Origin of the sequence: Microbacterium jejuense (assembly GCF_019511665.1) — a bacterium.
GTDB lineage: Bacteria > Actinomycetota > Actinomycetes > Actinomycetales > Microbacteriaceae > Microbacterium > Microbacterium jejuense_A.
Genome location: NZ_JAEUAW010000006.1, coordinates 189,312 through 211,506, shown reverse-complemented (window position 1 = coordinate 211,506; position 22,195 = coordinate 189,312). Strand labels below are relative to the sequence as shown.

Here is a 22,195-nt window from a genome sequence, read left to right as displayed (position 1 = left end):
CTTCCGTGGAAGTCCGGGGCGTTCTGCGTACGCGTGATCAGAGGTTGATCATGTGGCCGGCGAGGCCGTGGAACGCCTCCTGCACGGCCTCCGACAGCGTCGGGTGCGTGTGGACGTTGCGCGCCGCCTCGAGGGCCGTGAGGTCCCACTTCTGCGCGAGGGTCAGCTCGGGCAGCAGCTCCGACACGTCCGGGCCGATCATGTGGGCGCCGAGGAGCTCCAGGTGCTCGCCGTCGGCGATGACCTTCACGAAGCCGACCGGCTCGCCCAGGCCGTTGGCCTTGCCGTTCGCCGAGAAGGGGAACTTCGCGACCTTGACGTCGTAGCCGGCGTCGCGCGCCTGCTGCTCGGTGAGGCCGAACGAGGCGACCTGCGGCGAGCAGAACGTCGCGCGCGGCATCATGCGGTAGTCGCCGAGCGTCATGGTCTCGGCCTTGCCGATGGTCTCGGCGGCGACGACGCCCTGCGCCTCGGCCACGTGGGCGAGCTGCAGCTTGGCGGTCACGTCGCCGATCGCGTAGATGTGCGGCACGTTGGTGCGCATGTGGTCGTCGATGTCGATGGCGCCGCGCTCGGTGAGCTTCACACCCGTGGTCTCGAGGCCGAAGCCCTCGACGTTCGGCGCGAAGCCGATCGACATGAGCACCTTGTCGGCGTCGATGGACTGCGCATCGCCGCCGGCGTTCGGGGTGTAGGTGACGGTGACCTTGTCGCCGTGGTCGACCACGGTCTCGACCTTCGTCGAGGTGAGGATGTCGACGCCGTACTTCTTGTACTGACGCGTGATCTCCTTCGAGACGTCGGCGTCCTCGTTCGGCAGCGCGCGGTCGAGGAACTCGATGATCGTGACCTTCACGCCGTAGTGGGTGAGGACGAAGGCGAACTCCATGCCGATGGCGCCGGCGCCGACGATGACGATCGACTTCGGCAGCTCGCGGCTGAGGATCTGCTCCTCGTACGTGACGACGTTCTCGCTCAGCTGCACGCCCGGCAGCAGGCGCACGCGCGAGCCGGTCGAGATGATGGCGTTGTCGAAGGTGACCTCGGCGGTCGTGCCGTCGTTCTTGGCGACCGTGATCGAGTTCGGGCCGGTGAACGTGCCGCGCCCGTCGTACTCGTCGACCTTGTTCTTCTTCATGAGGAAGTGGATGCCCTTGACGTGCGTCTCGGACACCTTGCGGCTGCGGTCCCACGCCACGCCGAAGTCGAAGTGCACGTCGCCCGAGATGCCGAACAGCTCGGCCTTGTCGTGGAACGTGTGGGCGAGGTCGGCGTTCTTGAGCAGAGCCTTCGAGGGGATGCAGCCGACGTTGAGGCACACACCGCCCCAGTACTTCTCTTCGATGATCGCGACCGTGAGGCCGAGCTGAGCAGCACGGACGGCCGCGACGTACCCGCCGGGCCCCGCGCCGAGGATGGCGACGTCGTAGTGAGGCATGGTTCCAGCCTAGTGGTCGGAATCAGGGCCGGAGCCGGGTGCGGCGCCCGCCGAGGGACCCTGGCCGGCGGCATCCTGAGCCCCCTCTTCGGCGGAGCCGCCGAGGGCGTTCTCGCGCCGTGCGCGCGACACCAGCAGGTAGATCACTGCGCCCGCGGCGCCGGCGAGGAGGATGCCGATGACCACCCAGGGCCACACGTCGGCGAAGGTCGAGTCCTCGTCGGTCGTCGCCGGCGTCCCGCTCTGCGTGGGGGTGGGTGCTTCGGTGGGCTCGGCCGACGTGGTCGGAGTCGGCGCCGCGGTGGCGGACTCGGTCGGGGCGGGCGCGGGCGCACCCTCCACCGTGAACGTCAGCTGGCCGGAGGTGGGGTGGCCGTCGCTCGACACGACCTTCCACAGCACCGTCACGACACCCGAGGCGTCGCCCGCGACCGGCTGGGTGAGCACGTTGTCGCTCACGGTCGGCGTGCCGTCCGCGAGGTCGGCGCCCGAGGCGTCGGTCACCTGCACCTCCGAAGCACCGGGGTCGCCCGCGATGTCGGCGCTGAAGGTCAGCGTGATCTGTGCAGGCAGGGCGGCGACCGTGCTGCCGTCGGCGGGGTCGGCGCCGATGAGCGCGTCGTGCGCGGCGGCAGGGGATGCCGTCGCCACGACCGCGGCGAACGCCAGGGTCAGGGCGGCCACGAGGGCGGACACTCGTGCCGGACGGTTTTTGTGAAGAGTTTGTGACATCACGCGATCGAGCCTAATCGGCCCTTCGATCCCGGACGGGCGAGGTCTAGCATGGCCGCAAGGCGGGAGATCTGCCCGCCGACCCGGCGACGGAAGGAAGCGGCGGATGGACGCGATGATGATGGGCGCCATGTCGAAGGACATGACGTCGATGCCCGGAATGCAGAGCATGGACATGGCCGTGCTGCAGGCGTGTATGGACGCCTGCTCGGCCTGCGAGCAGGCGTGCACGGTGTGCTCCACGCAGATGATGTCGTGCGCGCCGGCCTGCATGAACTGCGCCGACATGTGCAACACCATGATGCGCTCGATGATGCGGATGCAGGGGATGACCCCGGCCGTCATGATGTCGATGCTCGACGCGTGCATCGCGATGTGCCAGCTGTGCATGGACGAGTGCATGGAGCACGCCGACCACAGCGAGGTCTGCAAGATGTGCGCTCAGTCGTGCAAGGCCTGCATGGACGCGTGCATGGCCGTCAAGGACATGATGATGGCGATGAGCTGAGGCTCTTGCGCGGCGGGGCTGAGCCTCTCGAAGGCGTCAGCCGCGCAGCACGTTGAAACGCTGCGCGCCCACGGCGAGCACGTGGTACCGCTCGTGCAGGGCGACCGGCGTTCCCGGTGTCGCGGCCTGCGCCGCACCGGTGCCGTTCCACAGCGCGATCTCTTCGCCCGTCAGCGTGCGGACGATGACGAAGCCCGATCGCGTATCGGCCTCGGCGACGATCGCATCGGCCCAGTCCGACGGCGTCGCCGAAGCGAGGCGCGCCTGGATGAGGTGCAGCGCGTGCCCGGGGGCGAAGGACGAGCAGGCGTCGCCGTGGTCGCACATGCAGACCGCACGCTCACGCACCTCGAGGGCGGGAATGCGGCTGTACGGGCTGGTCACGGGATGCTCCTTCTCTGCGGATCCGTGCGGATCGGTGCAGCCAGGCTAAAGCGGCCGCGCGATCGGCGGCATCCCGCGCGACATGGGACGAAACATTGCGGGATCAGGTCCGCGAGATGGACGGATCGTGACCGCCCCGGGGATTCGGACTCCTCCGGCGGCCGGTGCATCGGATAGTCTGAACAGACAGAGGAGGACACCGTGGAGCACGACCGCCGACCCGATGAGGGCGACATCCGCCGCGCAGCCGGGGCCGACGCGCACGATTCCCACCGTGCGGCCGATACGACGCAGACCTTCGGTCACGATTCCGACCTGTCGTTCGTGCCGTTTGGCAGCGAACTCGGTGAGGCCGAGCTCGACGCGATCGACGCGCTGCCTTCGGGCGCCGCGCTGCTGCTGGTCCGCTCGGGCCCGACAGCGGGCGCGCGCTACCTCCTGGACTCCGACGTCACGACGGTGGGGCGGCATCCCGAGGCCGACATCTTCTTCGACGACGTGACCGTGTCGCGCCGTCACGCCGAGATCACGCGGTCGGGCACGACGTTCGACCTCGTCGACCAGCGGTCGCTCAACGGCACCTACGTCAACGGTGAACGCGTCGACCGCGCCACGCTCAGCAACGGCGCCGAGGTGCGGATCGGCAAGTTCCGCCTCAACTTCTTCGTCTCGCCGGCAGATCTCGCGCGGGCGGCGGACGCCTGATGCCCGCGGCCTCCGTCCGTGAAAACGCGACGTCCGCGGGTCTTCTCAGCATCGGTCAGGTTCTGGCGCGACTGTCGCCGGAGTTCCCCGCACTCACGTCGAGCAAGCTGCGGTTCCTCGAGGTGCAGGGCATCGTCACCCCGCTGCGCACCGAATCGGGGTACCGCAAGTTCTCGCAGGCCGACCTCGAGCGCCTGCGTCTCGCGCTGACGCTGCAGCGCGACCACTATCTGCCGCTGTCGGTCATCCGCGACTACCTCGAAGATGTCGACGCCGGCCGCGACCCCGCCACGCCGACGGCGGTGCCGCCGCCCTCGATCGTGCCCGCGCCGCGCCGCTACCGCCGCGACGAGCTGCTGGCCGCCGCCGGGGCCGCGCCGCAGCTGCTGAACGACGCCATCAGCACGGGCGTCATGACCGGCGCCGAGTCGTACACCGAGCAGCAGGTCGCGCTGCTGCGGGCGCTGGTCGCCCTCGACCGCCACGGCATCGAGCCGCGCCACGTGCGCGCGCTCCGGCAGAACGCCGAACGCGATGTCGCACTCGTGGAATCCGCGCTCGCGCCGCTGCTGCGGCGCACCGACGCCGCCTCCCGGGGACGGGCCGGCGAGGTCGCCCCGGAGCTCGCCAAGCGCCTGGACGAGGTGCGCGCGATCTTCGTGCGGGCGGCGCTGGACCGCCTTCTGGCCTGAGCCGCCGGCATCCCATCCGGTCCTCCGCGCGACACGCCGAGGCCCGAACGGCGGATGTCGTTGCCGCAGGCACCTGGCTGATCTAGCGTGGAAGATACCGATTCGGAGGGGGGACGGGCATGACCCGAGACATGGCTGACAACGAGCCTTTCTCCGCCGAACTCCTCTTCACCGACGGGCTTCCGGCGATGGACGACGAGGTGGGCTACCGGGGCGCCGTGGCGGCCCGCGCCGCAGGCATCACCTACCGCCAGCTGGACTACTGGGCCCGTACCGAGCTCGTCGTCCCGACCGTCCGCGGCGCGACCGGCTCCGGGTCGCAGCGCCTGTACGGCTTCCGCGACATCCTCGTGCTCAAGCTCGTCAAGCGCCTGCTCGACACCGGCATCTCGCTGCAGCAGATCCGCACGGCCGTCGAGCAGCTGCGCGCCTCAGGCATCCGCGACCTCGCCGGGACCACGCTCATGAGCGACGGCGCATCGGTGTACCTGTGCACATCCAACGACGAGGTCATCGATCTCGTGAGCCGCGGCCAGGGCGTGTTCGGCATCGCCGTCGGCAAGGTGCTGCGCGAGGTCGAGTCCGAGCTCGTCGAGTTCGAGGTCGAGAAGCCCGACCCGCTGGACGAGCTCGCCGCGCGGCGCGCGGCCCGCACCGCCTGACCGCCCGCCGTCCTGCTCACCCCGCGTTCGACATCGCGGGCGCGTTCGTGCGCGACGTGGCGGTGAGCGCCCGATCCAGGTCGGCGATGAGGTCCTGCGGGTCCTCCAGGCCGATCGAGAGGCGCACCAGCGCATCCGACGGCTTCGCCTCGGACGCGACCGGGCGGTGCGTGAGCGCGGCAGGGTGCTGGATGAGCGAGTCGACGCTCCCGAGCGAGACCGCGTGGGTGAAGAGCTCGACGGCGGAGGTGAGCGCGGCGGCGGCCTCGAAGCCTCCTGCGAGCTCGATCGCGATCATCGCTCCGGGCCCCGCCTGCTGGGTGCCCACGAGACCCTGGGGGTCGCAGCCGGGCAGACCGGGGAAATGCACGCGGGCGACCTCCGGGCGGGTCAGCAGCCATTCCGCGAGGGTCTGGGCGGACCGCTGCTGAGCCCGCACGCGCACGGGAAGCGTCGCGAGGCCACGGTGCAGCAGATAGGCCGCGAGCGGATGCATGATCGCGCCGGTGATGGCGCGCGTGCGCCGCAGCGCGGCGGCGAGTCGGGCATCGCACGCCACGACGCCGCCCACGACGTCGCCGTGACCGCCGAGGTACTTCGTCGCGCTGTGCAGCGACATGGCTGCGCCGAGCTCGAGCGGCTGCTGCAGCACGGGCGTCGCGAACGTGTTGTCGACGAGCACCGGCACGTCGCCCGCCGCGGCGACCACGGCCCGCAGGTCCACGAGCTCGAGCGTCGGGTTGGCGGGGGTCTCCAGCACGACCAGCGCCGTGTCGTCGCGCAGCGCGGCGGCGACGCCGTCGGGGGAGCAGAACGTGGTGTCCAGGCCCAGCAGGCCCGACGCGAGCAGGTGGTCCGTGCCGCCGTACAGAGGGCGCACCGCGACGACGTGCCGCCTGCCCGCCTCGTGCGACACCCCGAGCAGCACCGCCGTGATGGCCGCCATGCCCGACGAGAAGGCGACGGCCTCTTCCGCGTGCTCCAGATGTGCGAGCGCCTCCTCGAACCGGGCGACCGTGGGGTTCCACAGGCGCGCGTAGACGTTCGAACCGCCCTCGAACGGGTGGCCGCCGGTCGCGAGCACCTCGTACGACATCCCGCCGAGCTCCAGGTCGGGGAGCGGGTTCGTCGACGAGAGGTCGAGGGGAAGAGCGTGGACGCCCAGGCTCGCGAGGTCTTCGCGGCCGGCGTGCACGGCAATGCTGTCGGGGTGCAACGTCATCGGTGCCATAGCGATATGGTCAGCGAGTTCGCGGGGAATGGCAAGTCGTGCACAGACCGCCGTGCACTAAGTGCGCAGAATGCTCATGCCGTGAGCAATGTGTTCAGTGGATGCCGGGCGCCCGGCATCCCTCGCCGTCAAGGGCGCGGCTCGTCGGGCGAGGGGATGCGGCCCGTGCGCATGATGCGGTCGAGCAGGGAGTCGAAGTCGGCCGCGAGCTCCTGGGCCGAGTCGCCGGGCCAGATGTGCAGCGGCTTGGCAGCGCCCTGCGCCTGCTGCAGTGACGTGCGCTCGGGCAGCTGCGGCGACAGCACGAGCGGACCGAACATGTCGCGCAGCTCTTTGATGCGGAACTGGTGCTCGATCGACTGCGGGCGCACGCGGTTGACGACGATCCCGAGGGGCTGCAGGCGGGGCGAGAGGCCGCGGCGGATCTCTTCGATCGCGCGCAGCGCGCGGTCCGCCGCCGCCACCGAGAACAGGCCCGGCTCGGTCACCACGACCACGCGGTCCGAAGCCGCCCACGCAGTGCGCGTGAGAGCGTTCAGCGACGGCGCGCAGTCGATGAGCACGAGGTCGTAGTCGGCCTCGATCGTCGCGAGCGCCTCTTCCATCTTCCAGACATCGCGCACGCTCGGGTGCGGACCGTCGAAGTTGATCGCGGAGGGGCTGCCGATCATGACGTCGATCGTGCCGGGGTGCACCTTCGCCCAGCCGCTGGAGGTGATGGCCTGGCGGACCGTCTTCTCCTTGGGATTGGCCAGGACGTCGGCGACATTGAGTCGGCCGGCGACTTGGATGTCCATTCCCGTCGAGACGTCGGACTGCGGGTCGAGGTCGACGACGAGCGTGCGGACACCGCGGGCGAAAGCCGCCGACGCGAGTCCGAGAGTCACGGTCGTCTTGCCGACGCCACCCTTGAGCGAGCTGACGGATAGGACGTGCACAAGCGACCACGTTACCGTCCCCTAGGCTGAGAGCACACTCAGCCGGCTGGCGGGGCGTCGATCCCGCAGCCGCGCGCACCGCCGCTGACGGAGGTCGAATGTTCCGCAAGATCCTGGTCGCCAATCGCGGAGAGATCGCCATCCGCGCCTTCCGCGCCGCGTACGAGCTGGGGGCGCGCACCGTCGCGGTGTTCCCTTACGAGGACCGGAACTCGCTGCACCGGCTGAAGGCCGACGAGGCCTACCAGATCGGCGAGGTGGGGCATCCCGTCCGCGCGTATCTCGATGTCGACGAGATCGTGCGCGTCGCGAAGGAGGCCGGAGCCGACGCCATCTACCCGGGGTACGGCTTCCTCTCGGAGAACCCCGACCTGGCCGAGAAGGCAGCCGCCAACGGCATCGCGTTCATCGGCCCGCCCGCGAACGTGCTCGAGATGGCGGGCAACAAGGTCACCGCCAAGCAGCACGCCGTCTCGGCCGGTGTGCCGGTGCTGCGCTCGACGGAGGCGTCCGAGGACGTCGACGAACTGCTGGCGCAGGCCGACGCGATCGGGTTCCCCATCTTCGTCAAGGCGGTCGCCGGCGGCGGAGGACGAGGGATGCGGCGCGTCGAGCGCGCGGAGGAACTGGCGCCCGCCCTCGCCGAGGCGATGCGCGAGGCGGGCAGCGCGTTCGGCGACGCGCGCGTGTTCCTCGAGCAGGCCGTCCTGCGCCCGCGTCACGTCGAGGTGCAGATCCTCGCCGATCGCTCAGGCGAGACGGTGCACCTGTTCGAGCGCGACTGCTCGGTGCAGCGGCGCCACCAGAAGGTGATCGAGATCGCCCCGGCGCCCAATCTCGACCCCGCGGTGCGCGACGCCCTGCACGGCTACGCCGTCGCGTTCGCGCGATCGATCGGCTACGAGAACGCCGGCACGGTCGAGTTCCTGCTCGAGACCGCAGGCCCCCGCACGGGCGAGGTCGTCTTCATCGAGATGAACCCGCGCATCCAGGTCGAGCACACCGTCACCGAAGAGGTCACCGACGTCGACCTCGTGCAGTCGCAGATGCGCATCGCGGCCGGACAGAGCCTCGCCGACCTGGGGCTCACGCAGGATCAGATCCATCTGCGCGGCGCGGCGCTGCAGTGCCGCATCACGACGGAGGACCCCACGCAGGGATTCCGTCCCGACACCGGGAAGATCACGACCTACCGGTCGCCGGGCGGCGCGGGCATCCGCCTCGACGGCGGCACGACGGCCGCAGGCGCGCAGATCAGCCCCCACTTCGACTCGATGCTGGCCAAGCTCACGTGCCGCGGACGCGACTTCGGCGCCGCCGTCGTGCGCGCCCGCCGCGCCCTCGCCGAGTTCCGCATCCGCGGGGTCTCGACGAACATCCCGTTCCTGCAGGCGGTGCTCGACGACCCGTCGTTCGTCGCCGGCGACATCAGCACGTCGTTCATCGACGAGCGACCCGGGCTGCTCAAGGGCCGCGAGTCCAAGGACCGCGGCACGAAGATCCTCAACTGGCTGACCGACACGACGGTCAACAAGCCGAACGGCGACAATCCGGTCACCGTCGACCCGCGGCTGAAGCTCCCGGCCCTCGATCTGACGGCGGAGCCGCCCGCCGGATCGCGCCAGCGGCTGCTGGAGCTCGGGCCTGCCGGCTTCGCGAAGGCGCTGCGCGACCAGAAGGCGCTGGCGGTCACCGAGACCACGTTCCGCGACGCCCACCAGTCGCTGCTGGCCACCCGTGTGCGCACGAAGGACCTCGTCACCGTCGCGCCGTACGTCGCCCGGCTGACCCCGCAGCTGTTGTCGGTCGAGGCGTGGGGCGGTGCGACGTACGATGTCGCGCTGCGCTTCCTCGGCGAGGACCCGTGGGAGCGCCTGGACCGACTGCGCACCGCGCTGCCCAACGTGGCGATCCAGATGCTGCTGCGCGGGCGCAACACGGTGGGGTATACGCCGTACCCCACCGAGGTCACCGACGCCTTCGTGCGTGAGGCGGCGGCGTCGGGCATCGACATCTTCCGCATCTTCGACGCGCTCAACGACGTGACGCAGATGCGCCCGGCGATCGACGCCGTGCTGGCCACGGGCATCTCCATCGCGGAGGTCGCCGTCTGCTACACGGGCGACCTGCTCAACCCGGCCGAAGACCTCTACACGCTGGACTACTACCTGAAGCTCGCAGAGCAGATCGTGGATGCCGGAGCCCACGTCCTGGCGATCAAAGACATGGCGGGCCTGCTTCGCCCGGCCGCGGCATCCCGCCTCGTCAGCGCACTGCGCGAGAACTTCGACGTGCCGGTGCACGTGCACACGCACGACACCGCCGGAGGCCAGCTCGCGACGCTGCTCGCCGCCAGCGCGGCCGGGGCCGATGCCGTGGACGCCGCTGCCGCGCCGATGTCGGGCACGACGAGCCAACCGTCGCTGTCGGCCCTCGTGGCCGCGCTGTCGCACACCGACCGCGACACCGGCCTCTCGCTCGACGCCGTGAGCGACCTCGAGCCCTACTGGGAGGCCGTGCGCCACCTGTACCGCCCGTTCGAGTCGGGACTGCCGGGCCCCACCGGCCGCGTCTACCACCACGAGATCCCCGGCGGCCAGCTGTCGAACCTGCGTCAGCAGGCGATCGCGCTCGGCCTCGCCGAGGACTTCGAGCTCATCGAGGACATGTACGCCGCCGCGAACGAGATCCTCGGGCGCGTGCCGAAGGTCACGCCGTCGTCCAAGGTGGTCGGCGACCTCGCCCTGCACCTCGCGGCGGTCAAGGCCGACCCGAAGGACTTCGCCGAGAACCCGCAGAACTACGACATCCCCGATTCGGTCGTGGGATTCATGGCGGGGGAGCTGGGGGACCTGCCGGGCGGGTGGCCCGAGCCGTTCCGCACGAAGGTGCTGCAGGGCCGCCAGGTGAGCATCGACCTCACTCCGTTGACGGACGCGGAGTCCGCGGCGCTCGACGCCGATCCGGCGTCGCGGCGCGAGATGCTGAACAAGCTGCTGTTCCCCGGGCCAACCCGTGCGTTCCAGCAGACGCGCGAGGTGTTCGGCGACCTCAGCGTGCTCGACACCGCCGACTACCTGTACGGACTCACCGCGGGCGCCGAGCACGTGGTCGAGATCGAGCGCGGCGTGCAGCTGTTCGTCGGACTCGAAGCGATCGGCGAGGCCGATGACAAGGGCATCCGGACCGTCATGACCACGCTCAACGGCCAGCTGCGTCCCGTGTTCGTGCGCGACCGCAGCATCACCGTCGAGGCGCGACAGGCCGAGAAGGCCGACACCACCAGGCCGGGGCAGGTCGCGGCGCCCTTCTCCGGTGTCGTGACGCTCAAGACGCTCGTCGGAGACACCGTCACCGCCGGCCAGCCGGTCGCCTCGATCGAGGCGATGAAGATGGAGGCGGCCATCACCGCGCCCGTCGACGGAGTGGTCGAGCGTCTCGCCATCGCCGAGACCGCGCAGGTGGATGCCGGTGACCTTTTGGTCGTGATCCGTCCGGCCCAGTAGCCTGGAGGGTGGCATCCGCCCGAATACGACTGCCCAGGAGAACTCCGCAGTGACGCCCGATCGCACCGACCACACGCCCGACGAGCCCGTGAACGGCGTGCTCTCCGACACCGGAAGCCTCGACACCGCAGGCATCGGCATCCTCGGAGGTGCGACCGCGCAGGTGAGCGTCGAGCTGCCGACGGAGTCGGATGACGACCGCGACGACGACGGCGTGATCGACGACGAGGTCCCGTTCGTCATCGAGATCCCCGCCGACGCCGACCTGCCCGTCGTCGAGGCGTTCGTTCCCACCGAGCCCGTCGAGGACGTGATCGAGGCCGACGAGGTGCCCGTCGCCGACGGCGAGGACGAGGCCGAGGTCGAGGTCATCGAGGACGCCGTGATCGTGGACGAGGAGTCCGCCGACGTCGCGGACGGGCCGCTGCCTGCGCCGGAGGACGCCGAGCCGGTCGAGCCGCTCGAGCCGGTCGACGCAGAGGACGTCGCCGTCGAGGTCCCCGACGAGGCGCTCGAGGCCGAGCCGGTGGCCGACGTCGCCGACGCCGCCGAGTCCGCCACGGGGGAGGAGTCCGCCGAGGTCGCTCCCGAGACGGCCGACGAGCCTGCCGCCGAGTCCGAGGCCGACGAGTTCGCCGGCGTCGACTTCGACACGTCCGACTTCGAGTTCGACGGCACCGAGTTCGACCTCGAGCTGACCGATGAGATCGCGGAGGATCCCATGACTGCGCACGCCCCGGAACCCGAAGAGACGGATGCCGCGGCATCCCGATCCGCAGCGGCCGATGCTCCCGCGCCTCCGGTCGTCCCCGCGGCGGCCGCAGCGGCGGCAGCCACCGCGCCGGCCCCCGCCACCCGGCGGGAGGCGCAGCACACCGGTGCCGTCCCGGTGGTGGAGCGCGCCGTGGACCGCATCGCGCCCCGGCCCGGTGTCACGCTGACCTCCAAGCGCCTCGGCGAGTTCGAGGCCGGTCGCGAGACCTCCGACCTGCTCACCGCCGACCGCCTGCTCGACCCGCACCAGGTGGTGCGCCCCGAACCCGAGGGCACGTGGCAGCACTTCCTGTACTCGATCTCGGGCAGGCGCATCAACCTCGGCGACAGCAAGCGCGCCCGGGCCCGCAAAGAGATGGACCGCCGCATCGCCGCTCCGCTCGCCGGCGGCGCCCGTTTCGTGCCGGTGCTCTCGCGCAAGGGCGGCGTCGGCAAGACGACCGTGACGACGCTGCTGGGCATGGCACTCGCCGACGCCCGCGACGACCGCGTGATCGCCGTCGACGCCAACCCCGACCGCGGCACGCTCGCCGAGCGCATCTCGCGCGACAGCGGCAAGACCGTCCGCGACCTCGTCCGCATCAGCCCCGAGGTGGTCGGCTTCAACGACCTGTCGAACATCGTCGCGCGCGACGAGACGCGCCTGGACGTCGTCGCGTCCGACACCGACCCCCGCGTGTCGGAGGCGTTCAACGACGCCGACTACCGGGATGTCGCCGCCCTGGCCGCGCACTACTACTCGGTCGTCCTGACCGACACCGGCACGGGGATCGTGCACTCGGTCATGGGGGCGACGCTCGACCTGGCCGACCAGCTCGTCATCGTCGCAGGCCTCAGCGTCGACGAGGCGCGTCTCGCGTCCGAGACGCTGACGTGGCTCGAGACCAACGGCTACTCCGACAAGGTGCGCAGCGCCATCGTCGTGCTCAACAACGCCAAGCCGGGGCATCCGCTCGTCCAGCTCGACGAGCTCGAGGCGCACTTCCGCACGCGCGTGCGGGCCGTGGTGCGCGTGCCGTACGACGCGCACATCGCCGCCGGCAGCGCCATCGTGTTCCGCGAACTGCAGCCGGCGACCCGCGAGGCCGCCCGCGAACTGGCCGCCACCGTCGTCGAGGGCCTGCGCACGCCCGCCGTGGCCGCCTGAGCATGGCGGTCCGTCCGATCCGCCTCTTCGGCGACCCTGTCCTGAAGTCCGTCTGCGCGCCGATCGCCACCATCGACGACGGCGTGCGCGCGCTCGTGCGCGACCTCGTCGACACCGTCGAGCTGCCCGGACGCGCCGGCGTCGCGGCCAACCAGATCGGCGTCGGCCTGCGCGCGTTCAGCTACAACATCGACGGGGACATCGGGTACGTGATCAACCCCGTGCTCGTCGAGGTGTCGGGCGAGCCCGAGGCCATCGGCGAAGGCTGCCTCTCTGTGCCCGGCCTGTGGCACGACGCCGTCCGCTACCCGTACGCCAAGGTCGTCGGCATCGACCTGGACGGCAACGAGCTCGTGCTCGAGGGCGAGGGGCTGCTGGCCCAGGCGCTGCAGCACGAGACCGACCACCTCGACGGCATGCTCTACCTCGAGCGGCTCACGCCCGAGGAGCGCCGCATCGCCATGCGCGAGATCCGCGAGTCCGACTGGTTCTGACGAAACCCCGTCAAGAGAACGCGAAAGGGATGCCGGCGGCCGTGGCCGCCGGCATCCCTTTCTGTATCGCCTACGAGAGCGAGACGTTCGTGGTGCTCACCGGCACCGCGTAGATCTCTTCGATGTCGCCTGCGAAGTCCGCGAGGATGACGTTGCGCTTGATGCTCATCTTCGGCGTGAGGTGTCCGCTGTCTTCGGTCCACTCCGTCGGGAGGATCGTGAACTTGCGGATCGACTCGGCGCGCGAGACGTACTTGTTCGCCTCGTCGATCGCGCGCTGCACCTCGGCGCGCACCGCGGGGTTGGCCGCGGCATCGGCCAGCGACAGATCCTTGGGAAGGTCGTTGTTCGCGAGCCACGTCGGCAGCATCTCGGGGTCGAGGGTGATCAGCGCCGAGATGAACGGCTTCTGGTCGCCGACGACGACCACCTGGCCGACGATCGGGTTGGCGCGGATGGGATCCTCGAGCGCGGCGGGCGAGACGTTCTTGCCTCCCGCGGTCACGATGATCTCTTTCTTGCGGCCCGTGATCGTGAGGAAGCCCTCGTCGTCGAACGACCCGACGTCGCCGGTCTTGAACCAGTCGCCGTCGAACGCGGCCGCCGTGGCCTCGTCGTTGCGCCAGTACTCCTTGAAGACGTTGATGCCGCGCACCTGGATCTCGCCGTCGTCGGCGAGACGGATGCCGACGCCCGGCAGGACGGGGCCGACGGTGCCGATCTTCGACTTGGACGGGATGTTGACCGTCGCCGGCGCCGTGGTCTCGGTCAGGCCGTAGCCCTCGAGGATCGTGACGCCGAGGCTGTGGAAGAAGTGGCCGAGACGCGGACCGAGCGGCGCGGAGCCCGACACGGCGTAGGTCACGCGGCCGCCCATGGCCTCGCGCAGCTTCGAGTAGACGAGCTTGTCGAACAGCGCGAACTTGATCTTCGTGCCGAAGGGGATCTTCTTGCCCTCCTGCAGCAGCGTCGAGTGCTCGACGGCGGTCTTGGCCGCGGCGCGGAAGATCCTGCCCTTGCCGCCGGACTCGGCCTTCTGCTCGGCGGAGTTGTAGACCTTCTCGAAGACGCGGGGGACCGCGAGCAGGAACGTCGGCTTGAACGAGCCGAGCGCCGGCAGCAGCTGCTTGGTGTCGGGCTGGTGGCCGACCTTCACGCCGGAGTGCACCGCGAGGATGGAGATGAAGCGGGCGAAGACGTGCGCCGTCGTGATGAACAGCAGCGTGGACGCGCCCGGCGTCTCGACGACCTCGTGCAGGGACTTGGCCGAGTTGCGGGCGAGCTCGACGAAGTTGCTGTGCGTCAGCACGCACCCCTTCGGCCTGCCGGTCGAGCCCGACGTGTAGATGAGGGTCGCGATGTCGCCGCCGACGGCGAGGCTGCGGCGGCGCTCGATCTCTTCGTCGGCGACGCCCTTGCCCTGCTCGACGAGCGCGTCGAGGTCGCCGGCGTGCATCTGCCACGACGAGCGGACCAGCGGCAGCTCTGCCCGCGCCTCTTCGAACCGCGCGGTGTGGTCGGGCTGCTCGGTGATGATGGCGATCGCGCCGGAGTCCGACAGGTTCCAGGCGATCTGCGCCGCCGAGCTGGTCTCGTAGATCGGGACCATGACGGCGCCGGCGTAGAACAGCGCGAAGTCGACGAGCGACCACTCGTACGTCGTGCGGGCGACGAAGCCCACCTTGTCGCCCGGCTCGATGCCGGCGGCGGCGAAGCCCTTGGCGAGCGCGATGACCTGCTTTTGGAACTCGGCGGCGCTGATGTCGCGCCACCCGTCGCCCGCGGGGACGGCGAACAGCGCCCTGTCGGGCGTCGCCTTGACGCGTTCGACCAGAAGGTCGGAGATGTTGGCCTGCGGATCGGCGGGGACGATCGCAGGGACTTCGAACTGGACCACGGCAGCTCCTTCGGTACCGGACGACGGACTATCTCGGGTAGATGGCTCGAGTCTAATCGGCCGTCACATGCGCGCTGCAGGGGCTGTGGACGAGGACGCCCTGGCTAGACTTCAAGACGCTGTCCGCGCGTGCGGCGGCCGGGAAGGAAGAGCAGTGCTCAAGGTCGGCATCGACATCGGCGGGACGAAGATCGCAGGAGGCGTCGTCGACGCCGAGGGCCGCATCATCGAGAAGGTCCGCGTCGACACGCCCACCGACACCGGGGCGCTCGCCCAGGCGGTCATCGACATGGCGCGCCACTTCCGCTCCGGTCACGACGTCGCCGCCGTGGGTGTCGCCGCCGCCGGCTTCATCGACCGCGACCGCGCGATCGTGATCCACGCGCCCAACATCGCGTGGCGCAACGAGCCGCTCAAGGCGCGCCTGGAGGACGGCATCCAGCTCCCCGTCGCGATCGAGAACGACGCGAACGCCGCCGGCTGGGCCGAGTACCGGTTCGGCGCCGGGAAGGGCGTCGGGCACATGGTCATGCTCACCATGGGCACCGGCGTCGGCGGAGCCATCATCCTCGACGGCGAGCTGTTCCGCGGCGGCCATGGCATCGCCGCCGAGCTCGGCCACCTGCGCTTCATCCGCGGCGGCCTGCTGTGCGGGTGCGGGCAGAGCGGATGCCTCGAGCAGTACGCGTCCGGCCGCGCGCTGCAGCGGGAGGCCCACGACATCGCCGACGCCGGCGGCATCGGCGAGGCCCTCGCTGCCCTTCGCGCCGAGACCGGCACGATCTCGGGTCCTGCCGTGTCGCGCCTCGTGCTGGCCGGCGACCCCGGCGCCACGGAGGCGCTGCGTCGCGTCGCGACCGCCCTGGGCGAGGCGTGCGGCGGGTTCCAGGCCGTGCTCGATCCGGAGCTGTTCGTCATCGGGGGCGGCGTCGCCCAGCTCGGCGAGGACCTCCTCGCGCCCGTCCGCCTGGCGTACGAGACGTCGCTGCCCGGCTACGGCGATCGTCCGGTCGCGCAGTTCGCAATCGCGCAGCTCGTCAACGACGCGGGGCTCATCGGCGCCGCGGACCTGGCCTCGGCGGAGGGGTAGACGCCCGATGTTCTACTGGCTGATGAAGTACGTGGTGATCGGACCGATCGTCAAGGCGATCTGGCGCCCGTGGATCGTCGGCCGGCGCAACGTCCCCGCCGAGGGTGCGGCCATCCTCGCGAGCAATCACCTGTCGGTGATGGACTCCATCTTCCTGCCCCTCATGATCGACCGGCCCGTGTCGTTCCTCGCCAAGAGCGACTACTTCACCGGCAAGGGACTCAAGGGCTGGGCGACCCGGATGTTCATGAAGGCCACCGGGCAGATCCCCATCGACCGCTCGGGCGGCAAGGCCTCCGAGGCCTCGCTCAACACGGGCCTGCAGGTGCTCGGCCGGGGAGACCTGCTCGGCATCTATCCCGAAGGCACCCGCAGCCCCGACGGCAAGCTCTACCGCGGCAGGACGGGCCTCGCCCGCATGGCACTGGAGGCGCATGTGCCCGTCGTGCCGGTGGTGATGGTCGATACCGACACCATGCTCCCGATCGGCACCACGATCCCGCGCATCGTGCGCGTCGGCATCGTGATCGGCGAGCCGCTCGACTTCTCGCGCTTCGAGGGCATGGAGGGCGACCGGTACATCCTGCGCTCGGTCACCGACGAGATCATGGTCGCGCTGCAGCGGCTGGGCGAACAGGAATACGAGGACGTGTACGCGTCCACCGTCAAGGATCGCCTGAAGAAGCCGGTGGCCTGACTCCCCGCCCCGCCCGAGGCGGCGTCACGCGGCGCCGGGCCCCGACCTGCCGCGGCTAGAATCGGGGGATGCTCCAGCACCTCGACGCACTCGACCACTGGCGGACCCTGCCGATCAAGCAGCAGCCGCAGTGGTATGACGACGAGGCGGTGGCCGCGGCATCCGCAGAGCTCGCCACGCTGCCCCCGCTGGTGTTCGCCGGCGAGGTCGACAATCTGCGCGACCGGCTGGCGCGCGCCGCGTCCGGCCGTGCCTTCCTGCTGCAGGGCGGGGACTGCGCCGAGACGTTCGCGGGAGCCACCGCGGAGCAGATCCGCAACCGCATCAAGACGGTGCTGCAGATGGCCGTCGTGCTGACGTACGGCGCCTCGATGCCGGTCGTCAAGATGGGTCGCATGGCGGGCCAGTTCGCCAAGCCCCGCTCCAGCGACACCGAGACGCGCGGCGACGTGACCCTGCCGGCCTACCGCGGCGACATCGTCAACGGCTACGACTTCACCGAGGGCTCGCGGCAGGCGGACCCGCAGCGGCTCCTGAAGGGCTACCACACGGCCGCATCGACGATCAATCTCATCCGCGCCTTCACGACCGGCGGCTTCGCCGACCTGCGCGAGGTGCACTCCTGGAACAAGGGCTTCGCGCAGAACCCCGCCAACCAGCAGTACGAGCGCCTCGCGACCGAGATCGACCGCGCCATCAAGTTCATGGAGGCCGCCGGCGCCGACTTCGACGAGCTCAAGCGCGTCGAGTTCTACACCGGTCATGAGGGCCTGCTCATGGACTACGAGCGGCCCCTGACGCGCATCGACTCGCGCACCAACACGCCGTACAACACCTCGGCGCACTTCCTGTGGATCGGCGAGCGCACGCGCGACCTCGACGGCGCGCACGTCGACTACTTCTCGAAGATCCGCAACCCCATCGGCGTCAAGCTCGGTCCCTCGACGACCCCCGAAACGGCCCTCGCGCTCATCGACAAGCTCGACCCCGAGCGCGAGCCCGGCCGCCTCACCTTCATCACGCGCATGGGGGCGGGCAAGATCCGCGATGCGCTGCCCCCGCTGCTGGAGGCCGTCAAGGACTCCGGTGCGACCCCGCTGTGGGTCACCGACCCGATGCACGGCAACGGCATCACGACGCCGACCGGCTACAAGACGCGCCGCTTCGACGACGTCGTCGACGAGGTGCGCGGCTTCTTCGAGGCGCACCGCGCCGTCGGCACCTTCCCGGGCGGCATCCACGTCGAGCTGACCGGCGACGACGTCACCGAGTGCCTCGGCGGCTCCGAGCAGATCGACGAGGCCACCCTCGCGACGCGCTACGAGTCGCTGTGCGACCCGCGCCTGAACCACATGCAGTCGCTGGAGCTCGCGTTCCTCGTGGCCGAGGAGCTCGAGAAGCGCTGACGCGCCCCTCCTGAACGTCGGAGATCCCGGATGCCTCGACCCGAGGCATCCGGGATCTCTGCGTTGGGTTGTCAGCCCGTGACGCTCAACTGGATGTAGACGCGCGTGCCCTTGGGGTGCATCGAGTCGGCCTCGGGGTCGGACGCCTTCACCTCGGTGATGTCGTCGGGCACCACGGCGAAGAACGGCGCGTAGTCCACCTGGAAGCCGGCATCCTCAAGCTTCTTGATCGCCTGGTCGCGCGTGTCGCCGACAACATCCGGCACCGGGAAGAGCGGGGGACCGGTCGAGACCACGAGCGTGACCGTGTCGCCCGGGGCGAGCCAGCCGCTCTCGGGAATGCCGTCGACCCGGATCACCTTGCCCTCGGCGATGCTGTCGCTCGCCTCGGTGGTCGAGTCGGCGACGACGAGGTTCAGCCCCTCCAGCGTGCTGCGCGCCTTGCCTTCGCTCTGCCCGGACACATCCGGCAGCGGTCCGAGCGAGACCTGGATGCGCGCGGTGTCGCCCTGGTGCACGGTGCAGCCGTCGAGGCAGGCGACGTCCTGCGAGCCGTCGTCGGGTGCGCCCGCGGGCCGGATGTAGACGCCGATGACCGTGCCGGCCGGGGCATCCGTGTAGAACGGCGCGCTCTCGCCGGGCACATCGACCGACTGCGCGGTCAGGGCCGAGCGCGCGTCGGCGTCGGTCATACCCGAGAACGACGGGAACGTCGCCTCGGCGGGGCCCGTCGAGACGACCACGGTGACCTCGGTATCGCGGTCGACGCGGGTGCCGTGCTCGGGCTTGGTGCGGATGACATTGCCGGCGGCGACGTCGAGACTGCTCTCCTCGGCGCGGACGGCGATCAGGGTGTCGTGCTTCAGCCGCGCCGCCGCATCGTCATAGGTCTGTCCGGTCACGTCTGCGACGACCACCATCGACCCGGGCCCGGAGCCGAACCACCATCCGACGCCGCCCGCCACAGCGGCCAGCAGCAGCACCAGCACGATGAGCCACGCTCCGCGGGTGCGCCGCCGCTGCGTCGCAGTGCGCAGCCGGGCGGCGTTGTCGGCCTCTTCCAGCGTCGCGACCGGTCCGGTCGCGGTGCTCGGCAGCACCGCGGTGAGCTCGCCGGTCGGGGTCGTCGCGTCGCCGACCACCCCGATCGGCCCGGTGCGGGCGACCACCGGCGAGACGCCGAGCTCGCGCTCGATCTCGCGCAGCCGGGTCAGCATCTCGCGGGCGTCGACGGGGCGCTCGTCGGGCGACTTCTCGGTCGCCCACAGCACCAGCTCGTCCAGGGGCTCGGGCACTCCCGGGTTCTTCACGCTCGGGCGCGGCACCGAGTCCGTGGCGTGCTGGAACGCGATCTGCATGGGCTGCTCGCCCTTGTACGGCTGCTCGCCGGTGAGCATCTCGTACAGCATGATGCCGATGGCGTAGATGTCGCTGCGCGCGTCGGCCGTGCCGCGCGTCACGAGCTCGGGGGCGAGGTACGCGATCGTGCCGAGCAGCTGCGCACCCGAGGCCGTGTTCGCCGTGGTGGCGCGCGCGAGGCCGAAGTCGCCGATCTTGATGCGGCCGTCCTCGGCGAGCAGCACGTTCTCGGGCTTGACGTCGCGGTGCACGATGCCCGCCTTGTGCGCCGCGGCCAGGCCAGACAGCACGGCGTCCAGGATCGAGATCGCCTGCGGCACCGTGAGCCGGCGCTGCTCGCGCAGCAGCTCGCGCAGCGTGATGCCCGGCAGATACTCCATGACGAGGTACGCCATGTCGCCGTCCTGACCCTGATCGAACACGTTCACGACGTGCGGATCGGCCAGCCGCGCGGCTGCGCGGGCCTCCTGGATGAACCGGCTCTGGAACACGGAGTCGTCGCTCAGGTGCGAGTGCATGACCTTGAGCGCGACGCGACGCTCCAGCCGCAGATCCGTCGCGACGTACACCGTCGCCATGCCGCCTCGGGCGATGCGAGCACGCACCCGGTACCGGCCGTCGACGAGACGGCCGATCAGCGGGTCGGTCTGCTGACTCGTGCTCACGCTGAGAGTCTACGGATCCGGACCTGCGAGCCCGCGGAGCGCCTCACCCCGCGAGACCGTAATGTGACGCTCCGACGCGCCGTACGGATGCGCGTGCTGCTGCGCGGACTCAGCCGATCGCGGCGAGCCACGACGCGGCCGGCGCCTCCCACTTGGCGTACGCGTCGGGATAGGCCGAGATCTGCACCGCCTGCGCCGCCTGCGTGAACGTCAGGTTCTGCCACCCCGGGATGTCGAGCAGGCCGCGCGTGCGCGCGCCGTTGGGATCGCCCGCACCCCCGAAGAACGCGCGGGTCGCGCGTGCGGCATCCTGAACCTCCGCCTCGGTGCCCCAGCCGTAGCTCGGCCGCTGCTGGAAGAGGCCCAGAGAGTCGCGGTCGCCCCACGTGACGTTGCGCAGCGAGGACTCCTGCATCGCGGTGCCCAGGGCGATCGCGATCCCGCGATCGGGCACACCGAGCTCGCGCCCGATGCGGACGATCAGCTGCGCGTTGGCGACCTGTTCCGCGGTGAGGCCGGGGATGGAGGGCTGCGTGGCCGGCACCGTGATCGTCTGGCCGGGGCAGATGATCGACGACATGCTGAGGCCGTTCGCGGCGAGCACCGCGCTGACGGTGACGCCGTGGCGCTTCGCGATCGCGCTGATGGTGTCGCCGGCGACGATCGTGTAGGCGGCGCCGCCTGCCGACGGCGCGGCAGCAGGCGGGGGAGCGGGCGTCGCCGGCGCAGCGGGGGCGGATGCCGCGGGCGCTGCTGCGCCGGGGATCGAGATCCGCTGGCCGGGGTAGATGATCGACGACCAGCCCAGGCCGTTGGCCGACAGCACCGCGTTCGTCGTCACGCCGAGACGCCTGGCGATGGAGCTGATGGTGTCGCCGCGCTGGACCGTGTACGAGCCCGCGCCGGCCGAAGGAGCGGCAGGGGCCGTGGGTGCCGCAGGTGCGGCCGCCCCGGCCGCCGTGAGCTTCAGCACCTGGCCGGGGTAGATGACCGACGACCACCCGAGGCCGTTGAGGGCGAGCACATCCGCCGTGCGCAGGCCGAAGCGCGCGGCGATGCGGCTCACGGTGTCGCCGCGCACGACGGTGTAGGTCGCCGGCGCCGCCTGCGTTGCGACGACGGTCACGGCGGGTACGGCCGTGGCGGCGTGCGCGGCGGTGACCGTCGCGGCCGTCGCGTGGACGGGCTGCGGGACGACTGCGAGCGGACCCACGCTGCGGGGCGCATCCGCCGTGGCGGCGTGCGCGGGCGCCGCAGTGAGCGTCAGGGCGATGGATCCGGCGACGGCCACGGGCACGCCCGCGAAGATCGCCCGGGACCCGTTCGGAATGCGGGTGCTGCTGGTCTGTCGCACGAGTTTCCCCCCTCAGTCGACTCCGAAAACCGTGTCACGGATGATGAGAGGTGTCAACGCCTGTTATAAGACGTGGCTGGTGTGGTCCATGTGACGAAAGACGCGCGCGTCCGCCTCCGTCGATGATCTGAGATAGTTGCTTGCGTGACCTCTGACGACGTTTCGCTGTACGAGACCGAATGGCTCACCCTGCCGGAACTGGTGGAGGTGCTCGGCGAGCCTCTCGGGCGCGTGCGACGCCTGCTGGACGAGTTCCACCTGGTGGGCACGCGCCGCGACGGTGCTCTCAAGGTTCCGTCGGTCTTCATCGTCGACGGGCACCCGCTCCCGTCGCTGCGCGGCACGGTGTTCGCGCTGCACGACGCCGGATTCTCGGACGACGAGGCGATCGACTGGCTGCTCGCTCCCGAGGACACGATCGGCGTGGCGCCCATCGAGGCGCTCCTGGCGGGACGCAAGAGCGAGGTCCGCCGGGTCGCGCGCGCCCTCGCCTGAGCCCCGCGTCCTCGCGGGCGG

At 70.6% G+C, this 22,195-nt stretch carries 19 protein-coding genes; 11 read left to right on the top strand and 8 right to left on the bottom strand.

All coding sequences use genetic code 11. The annotated features are described in order from the left end of the window. Positions 1-37 precede the first annotated feature (37 nt). Together lpdA and JNB62_RS10240 are read right to left on the bottom strand one after the other, a co-directional pair. Positions 38-1,438, bottom strand: a complete 1,401-nt coding sequence (gene lpdA, locus JNB62_RS10245) for a dihydrolipoyl dehydrogenase (RefSeq protein ID WP_220300771.1) — start codon at positions 1,436-1,438, stop codon at positions 38-40. Between the two features lie 9 nt (positions 1,439-1,447). Beyond that, positions 1,448-2,122, bottom strand: a complete 675-nt coding sequence (locus tag JNB62_RS10240) for a copper resistance CopC family protein (RefSeq protein ID WP_308291773.1) — start codon at positions 2,120-2,122, stop codon at positions 1,448-1,450. A 154-nt stretch (positions 2,123-2,276) separates the two neighbouring features. Here JNB62_RS10240 and JNB62_RS10235 point away from each other — a divergent pair, with 154 nt between their 5' ends. Then, a complete protein-coding gene (locus JNB62_RS10235; RefSeq protein ID WP_220300769.1) occupies positions 2,277-2,678 on the top strand; it encodes a hypothetical protein in 402 nt (133 codons plus the stop codon). A gap of 36 nt (positions 2,679-2,714) precedes the next feature. Here the strand turns inward: JNB62_RS10235 and JNB62_RS10230 are convergent, their stop codons facing one another. Further along, positions 2,715-3,062: a hypothetical protein gene (locus JNB62_RS10230; protein ID WP_308291772.1), complete on the bottom strand. Its 348-nt coding sequence runs from the start codon at positions 3,060-3,062 to the stop codon at positions 2,715-2,717. Positions 3,063-3,263: 201 nt separating this feature from the next. On the opposite strand from JNB62_RS10230, the gene JNB62_RS10225 reads away from it, so the two are divergent. The 3 genes from JNB62_RS10225 to JNB62_RS10215 all read left to right on the top strand — a co-directional run bounded on the left by JNB62_RS10225 (position 3,264) and on the right by JNB62_RS10215 (position 5,121). Then, positions 3,264-3,767, top strand: coding sequence for an FHA domain-containing protein (locus JNB62_RS10225; protein WP_220300768.1), 504 nt, complete (start codon positions 3,264-3,266; stop codon positions 3,765-3,767). Continuing rightward, on the top strand, positions 3,767-4,459 hold the full coding sequence (gene ftsR, locus JNB62_RS10220; protein WP_220300767.1) for a transcriptional regulator FtsR: 693 nt from the start codon (positions 3,767-3,769) through the stop codon (positions 4,457-4,459). Before JNB62_RS10225 ends, ftsR begins: the two co-directional genes overlap by 1 nt. A 131-nt stretch (positions 4,460-4,590) precedes the next feature. Continuing rightward, positions 4,591-5,121: a MerR family transcriptional regulator gene (locus tag JNB62_RS10215; RefSeq protein WP_220300766.1), complete on the top strand. Its 531-nt coding sequence runs from the start codon at positions 4,591-4,593 to the stop codon at positions 5,119-5,121. Between the two features lie 16 nt (positions 5,122-5,137). Here JNB62_RS10215 and JNB62_RS10210 read toward each other — a convergent pair whose 3' ends face one another. Beyond that, entirely contained in the window at positions 5,138-6,352 is a 1,215-nt protein-coding gene (locus JNB62_RS10210; RefSeq protein WP_220300765.1) for a trans-sulfuration enzyme family protein, read from the bottom strand. Between the two features lie 128 nt (positions 6,353-6,480). Next, positions 6,481-7,290 carry a ParA family protein gene (locus JNB62_RS10205; RefSeq protein WP_220300764.1) on the bottom strand — a complete coding sequence of 270 codons (810 nt, stop codon included), beginning with the start codon at positions 7,288-7,290 and terminating at the stop codon, positions 6,481-6,483. 98 nt (positions 7,291-7,388) lie between these two features. On the opposite strand from JNB62_RS10205, the gene JNB62_RS10200 reads away from it, so the two are divergent. Genes JNB62_RS10200 through JNB62_RS10190 form a run of 3 tightly spaced genes read left to right on the top strand, consistent with a single transcriptional unit; the run spans position 7,389 to position 13,211 of the window. Further along, positions 7,389-10,796, top strand: coding sequence for a pyruvate carboxylase (locus JNB62_RS10200; RefSeq protein ID WP_220300763.1), 3,408 nt, complete (start codon positions 7,389-7,391; stop codon positions 10,794-10,796). A 49-nt stretch (positions 10,797-10,845) separates the two neighbouring features. Continuing rightward, a complete protein-coding gene (locus tag JNB62_RS10195; RefSeq protein ID WP_220300762.1) occupies positions 10,846-12,717 on the top strand; it encodes a MinD/ParA family ATP-binding protein in 1,872 nt (623 codons plus the stop codon). Positions 12,718-12,719: 2 nt separating this feature from the next. Next, on the top strand, positions 12,720-13,211 hold the full coding sequence (locus tag JNB62_RS10190; RefSeq protein WP_220300761.1) for a peptide deformylase: 492 nt from the start codon (positions 12,720-12,722) through the stop codon (positions 13,209-13,211). A 70-nt stretch (positions 13,212-13,281) separates the two neighbouring features. Here JNB62_RS10190 and JNB62_RS10185 read toward each other — a convergent pair whose 3' ends face one another. Further along, entirely contained in the window at positions 13,282-15,108 is a 1,827-nt protein-coding gene (locus JNB62_RS10185) for an AMP-dependent synthetase/ligase (RefSeq protein ID WP_220300760.1), read from the bottom strand. Between the two features lie 154 nt (positions 15,109-15,262). On the opposite strand from JNB62_RS10185, the gene JNB62_RS10180 reads away from it, so the two are divergent. From JNB62_RS10180 to JNB62_RS10170, 3 genes are all read left to right on the top strand, one after another. Next, the gene (locus JNB62_RS10180) at positions 15,263-16,198 is read left to right on the top strand and encodes an ROK family glucokinase (RefSeq protein ID WP_220300759.1); all 936 of its coding nucleotides are present in this window, start codon (positions 15,263-15,265) and stop codon (positions 16,196-16,198) included. A 7-nt stretch (positions 16,199-16,205) separates the two neighbouring features. Then, positions 16,206-16,895, top strand: coding sequence for a lysophospholipid acyltransferase family protein (locus tag JNB62_RS10175; protein ID WP_220300758.1), 690 nt, complete (start codon positions 16,206-16,208; stop codon positions 16,893-16,895). 68 nt (positions 16,896-16,963) lie between these two features. Further along, positions 16,964-18,301 (top strand): class II 3-deoxy-7-phosphoheptulonate synthase, encoded by a 1,338-nt coding sequence (locus tag JNB62_RS10170; protein ID WP_220300757.1) that lies wholly within the window; start codon positions 16,964-16,966, stop codon positions 18,299-18,301. A gap of 71 nt (positions 18,302-18,372) precedes the next feature. Here JNB62_RS10170 and pknB read toward each other — a convergent pair whose 3' ends face one another. Further along, positions 18,373-20,325 (bottom strand): Stk1 family PASTA domain-containing Ser/Thr kinase, encoded by a 1,953-nt coding sequence (pknB, locus tag JNB62_RS10165; RefSeq protein ID WP_220300756.1) that lies wholly within the window; start codon positions 20,323-20,325, stop codon positions 18,373-18,375. 109 nt (positions 20,326-20,434) lie between these two features. Next, on the bottom strand, positions 20,435-21,622 hold the full coding sequence (locus tag JNB62_RS10160; protein WP_220300846.1) for a LysM peptidoglycan-binding domain-containing protein: 1,188 nt from the start codon (positions 21,620-21,622) through the stop codon (positions 20,435-20,437). Between the two features lie 201 nt (positions 21,623-21,823). On the opposite strand from JNB62_RS10160, the gene JNB62_RS10155 reads away from it, so the two are divergent. Then, positions 21,824-22,174, top strand: a complete 351-nt coding sequence (locus JNB62_RS10155; RefSeq protein WP_220300755.1) for an Rv2175c family DNA-binding protein — start codon at positions 21,824-21,826, stop codon at positions 22,172-22,174. Positions 22,175-22,195: the final 21 nt, after the last annotated feature.

Excerpts from the sequence above, each read along its gene's own strand:
- lpdA (WP_220300771.1), bottom strand. The coding sequence starts at position 1,438 with ATGCCTCACTACGACGTCGCCATCCTCGGCGCGGGGCCCGGCGGGTAC.
- JNB62_RS10235 (WP_220300769.1), top strand. The coding sequence starts at position 2,277 with ATGGACGCGATGATGATGGGCGCCATGTCGAAGGACATGACGTCGATG.
- ftsR (WP_220300767.1), top strand. The coding sequence starts at position 3,767 with ATGCCCGCGGCCTCCGTCCGTGAAAACGCGACGTCCGCGGGTCTTCTC.
- JNB62_RS10215 (WP_220300766.1), top strand. The coding sequence starts at position 4,591 with ATGGCTGACAACGAGCCTTTCTCCGCCGAACTCCTCTTCACCGACGGG.
- JNB62_RS10210 (WP_220300765.1), bottom strand. The coding sequence starts at position 6,352 with ATGGCACCGATGACGTTGCACCCCGACAGCATTGCCGTGCACGCCGGC.
- JNB62_RS10200 (WP_220300763.1), top strand. The coding sequence starts at position 7,389 with ATGTTCCGCAAGATCCTGGTCGCCAATCGCGGAGAGATCGCCATCCGC.
- JNB62_RS10190 (WP_220300761.1), top strand. The coding sequence starts at position 12,720 with ATGGCGGTCCGTCCGATCCGCCTCTTCGGCGACCCTGTCCTGAAGTCC.
- JNB62_RS10175 (WP_220300758.1), top strand. The coding sequence starts at position 16,206 with ATGTTCTACTGGCTGATGAAGTACGTGGTGATCGGACCGATCGTCAAG.
- JNB62_RS10170 (WP_220300757.1), top strand. The coding sequence starts at position 16,964 with ATGCTCCAGCACCTCGACGCACTCGACCACTGGCGGACCCTGCCGATC.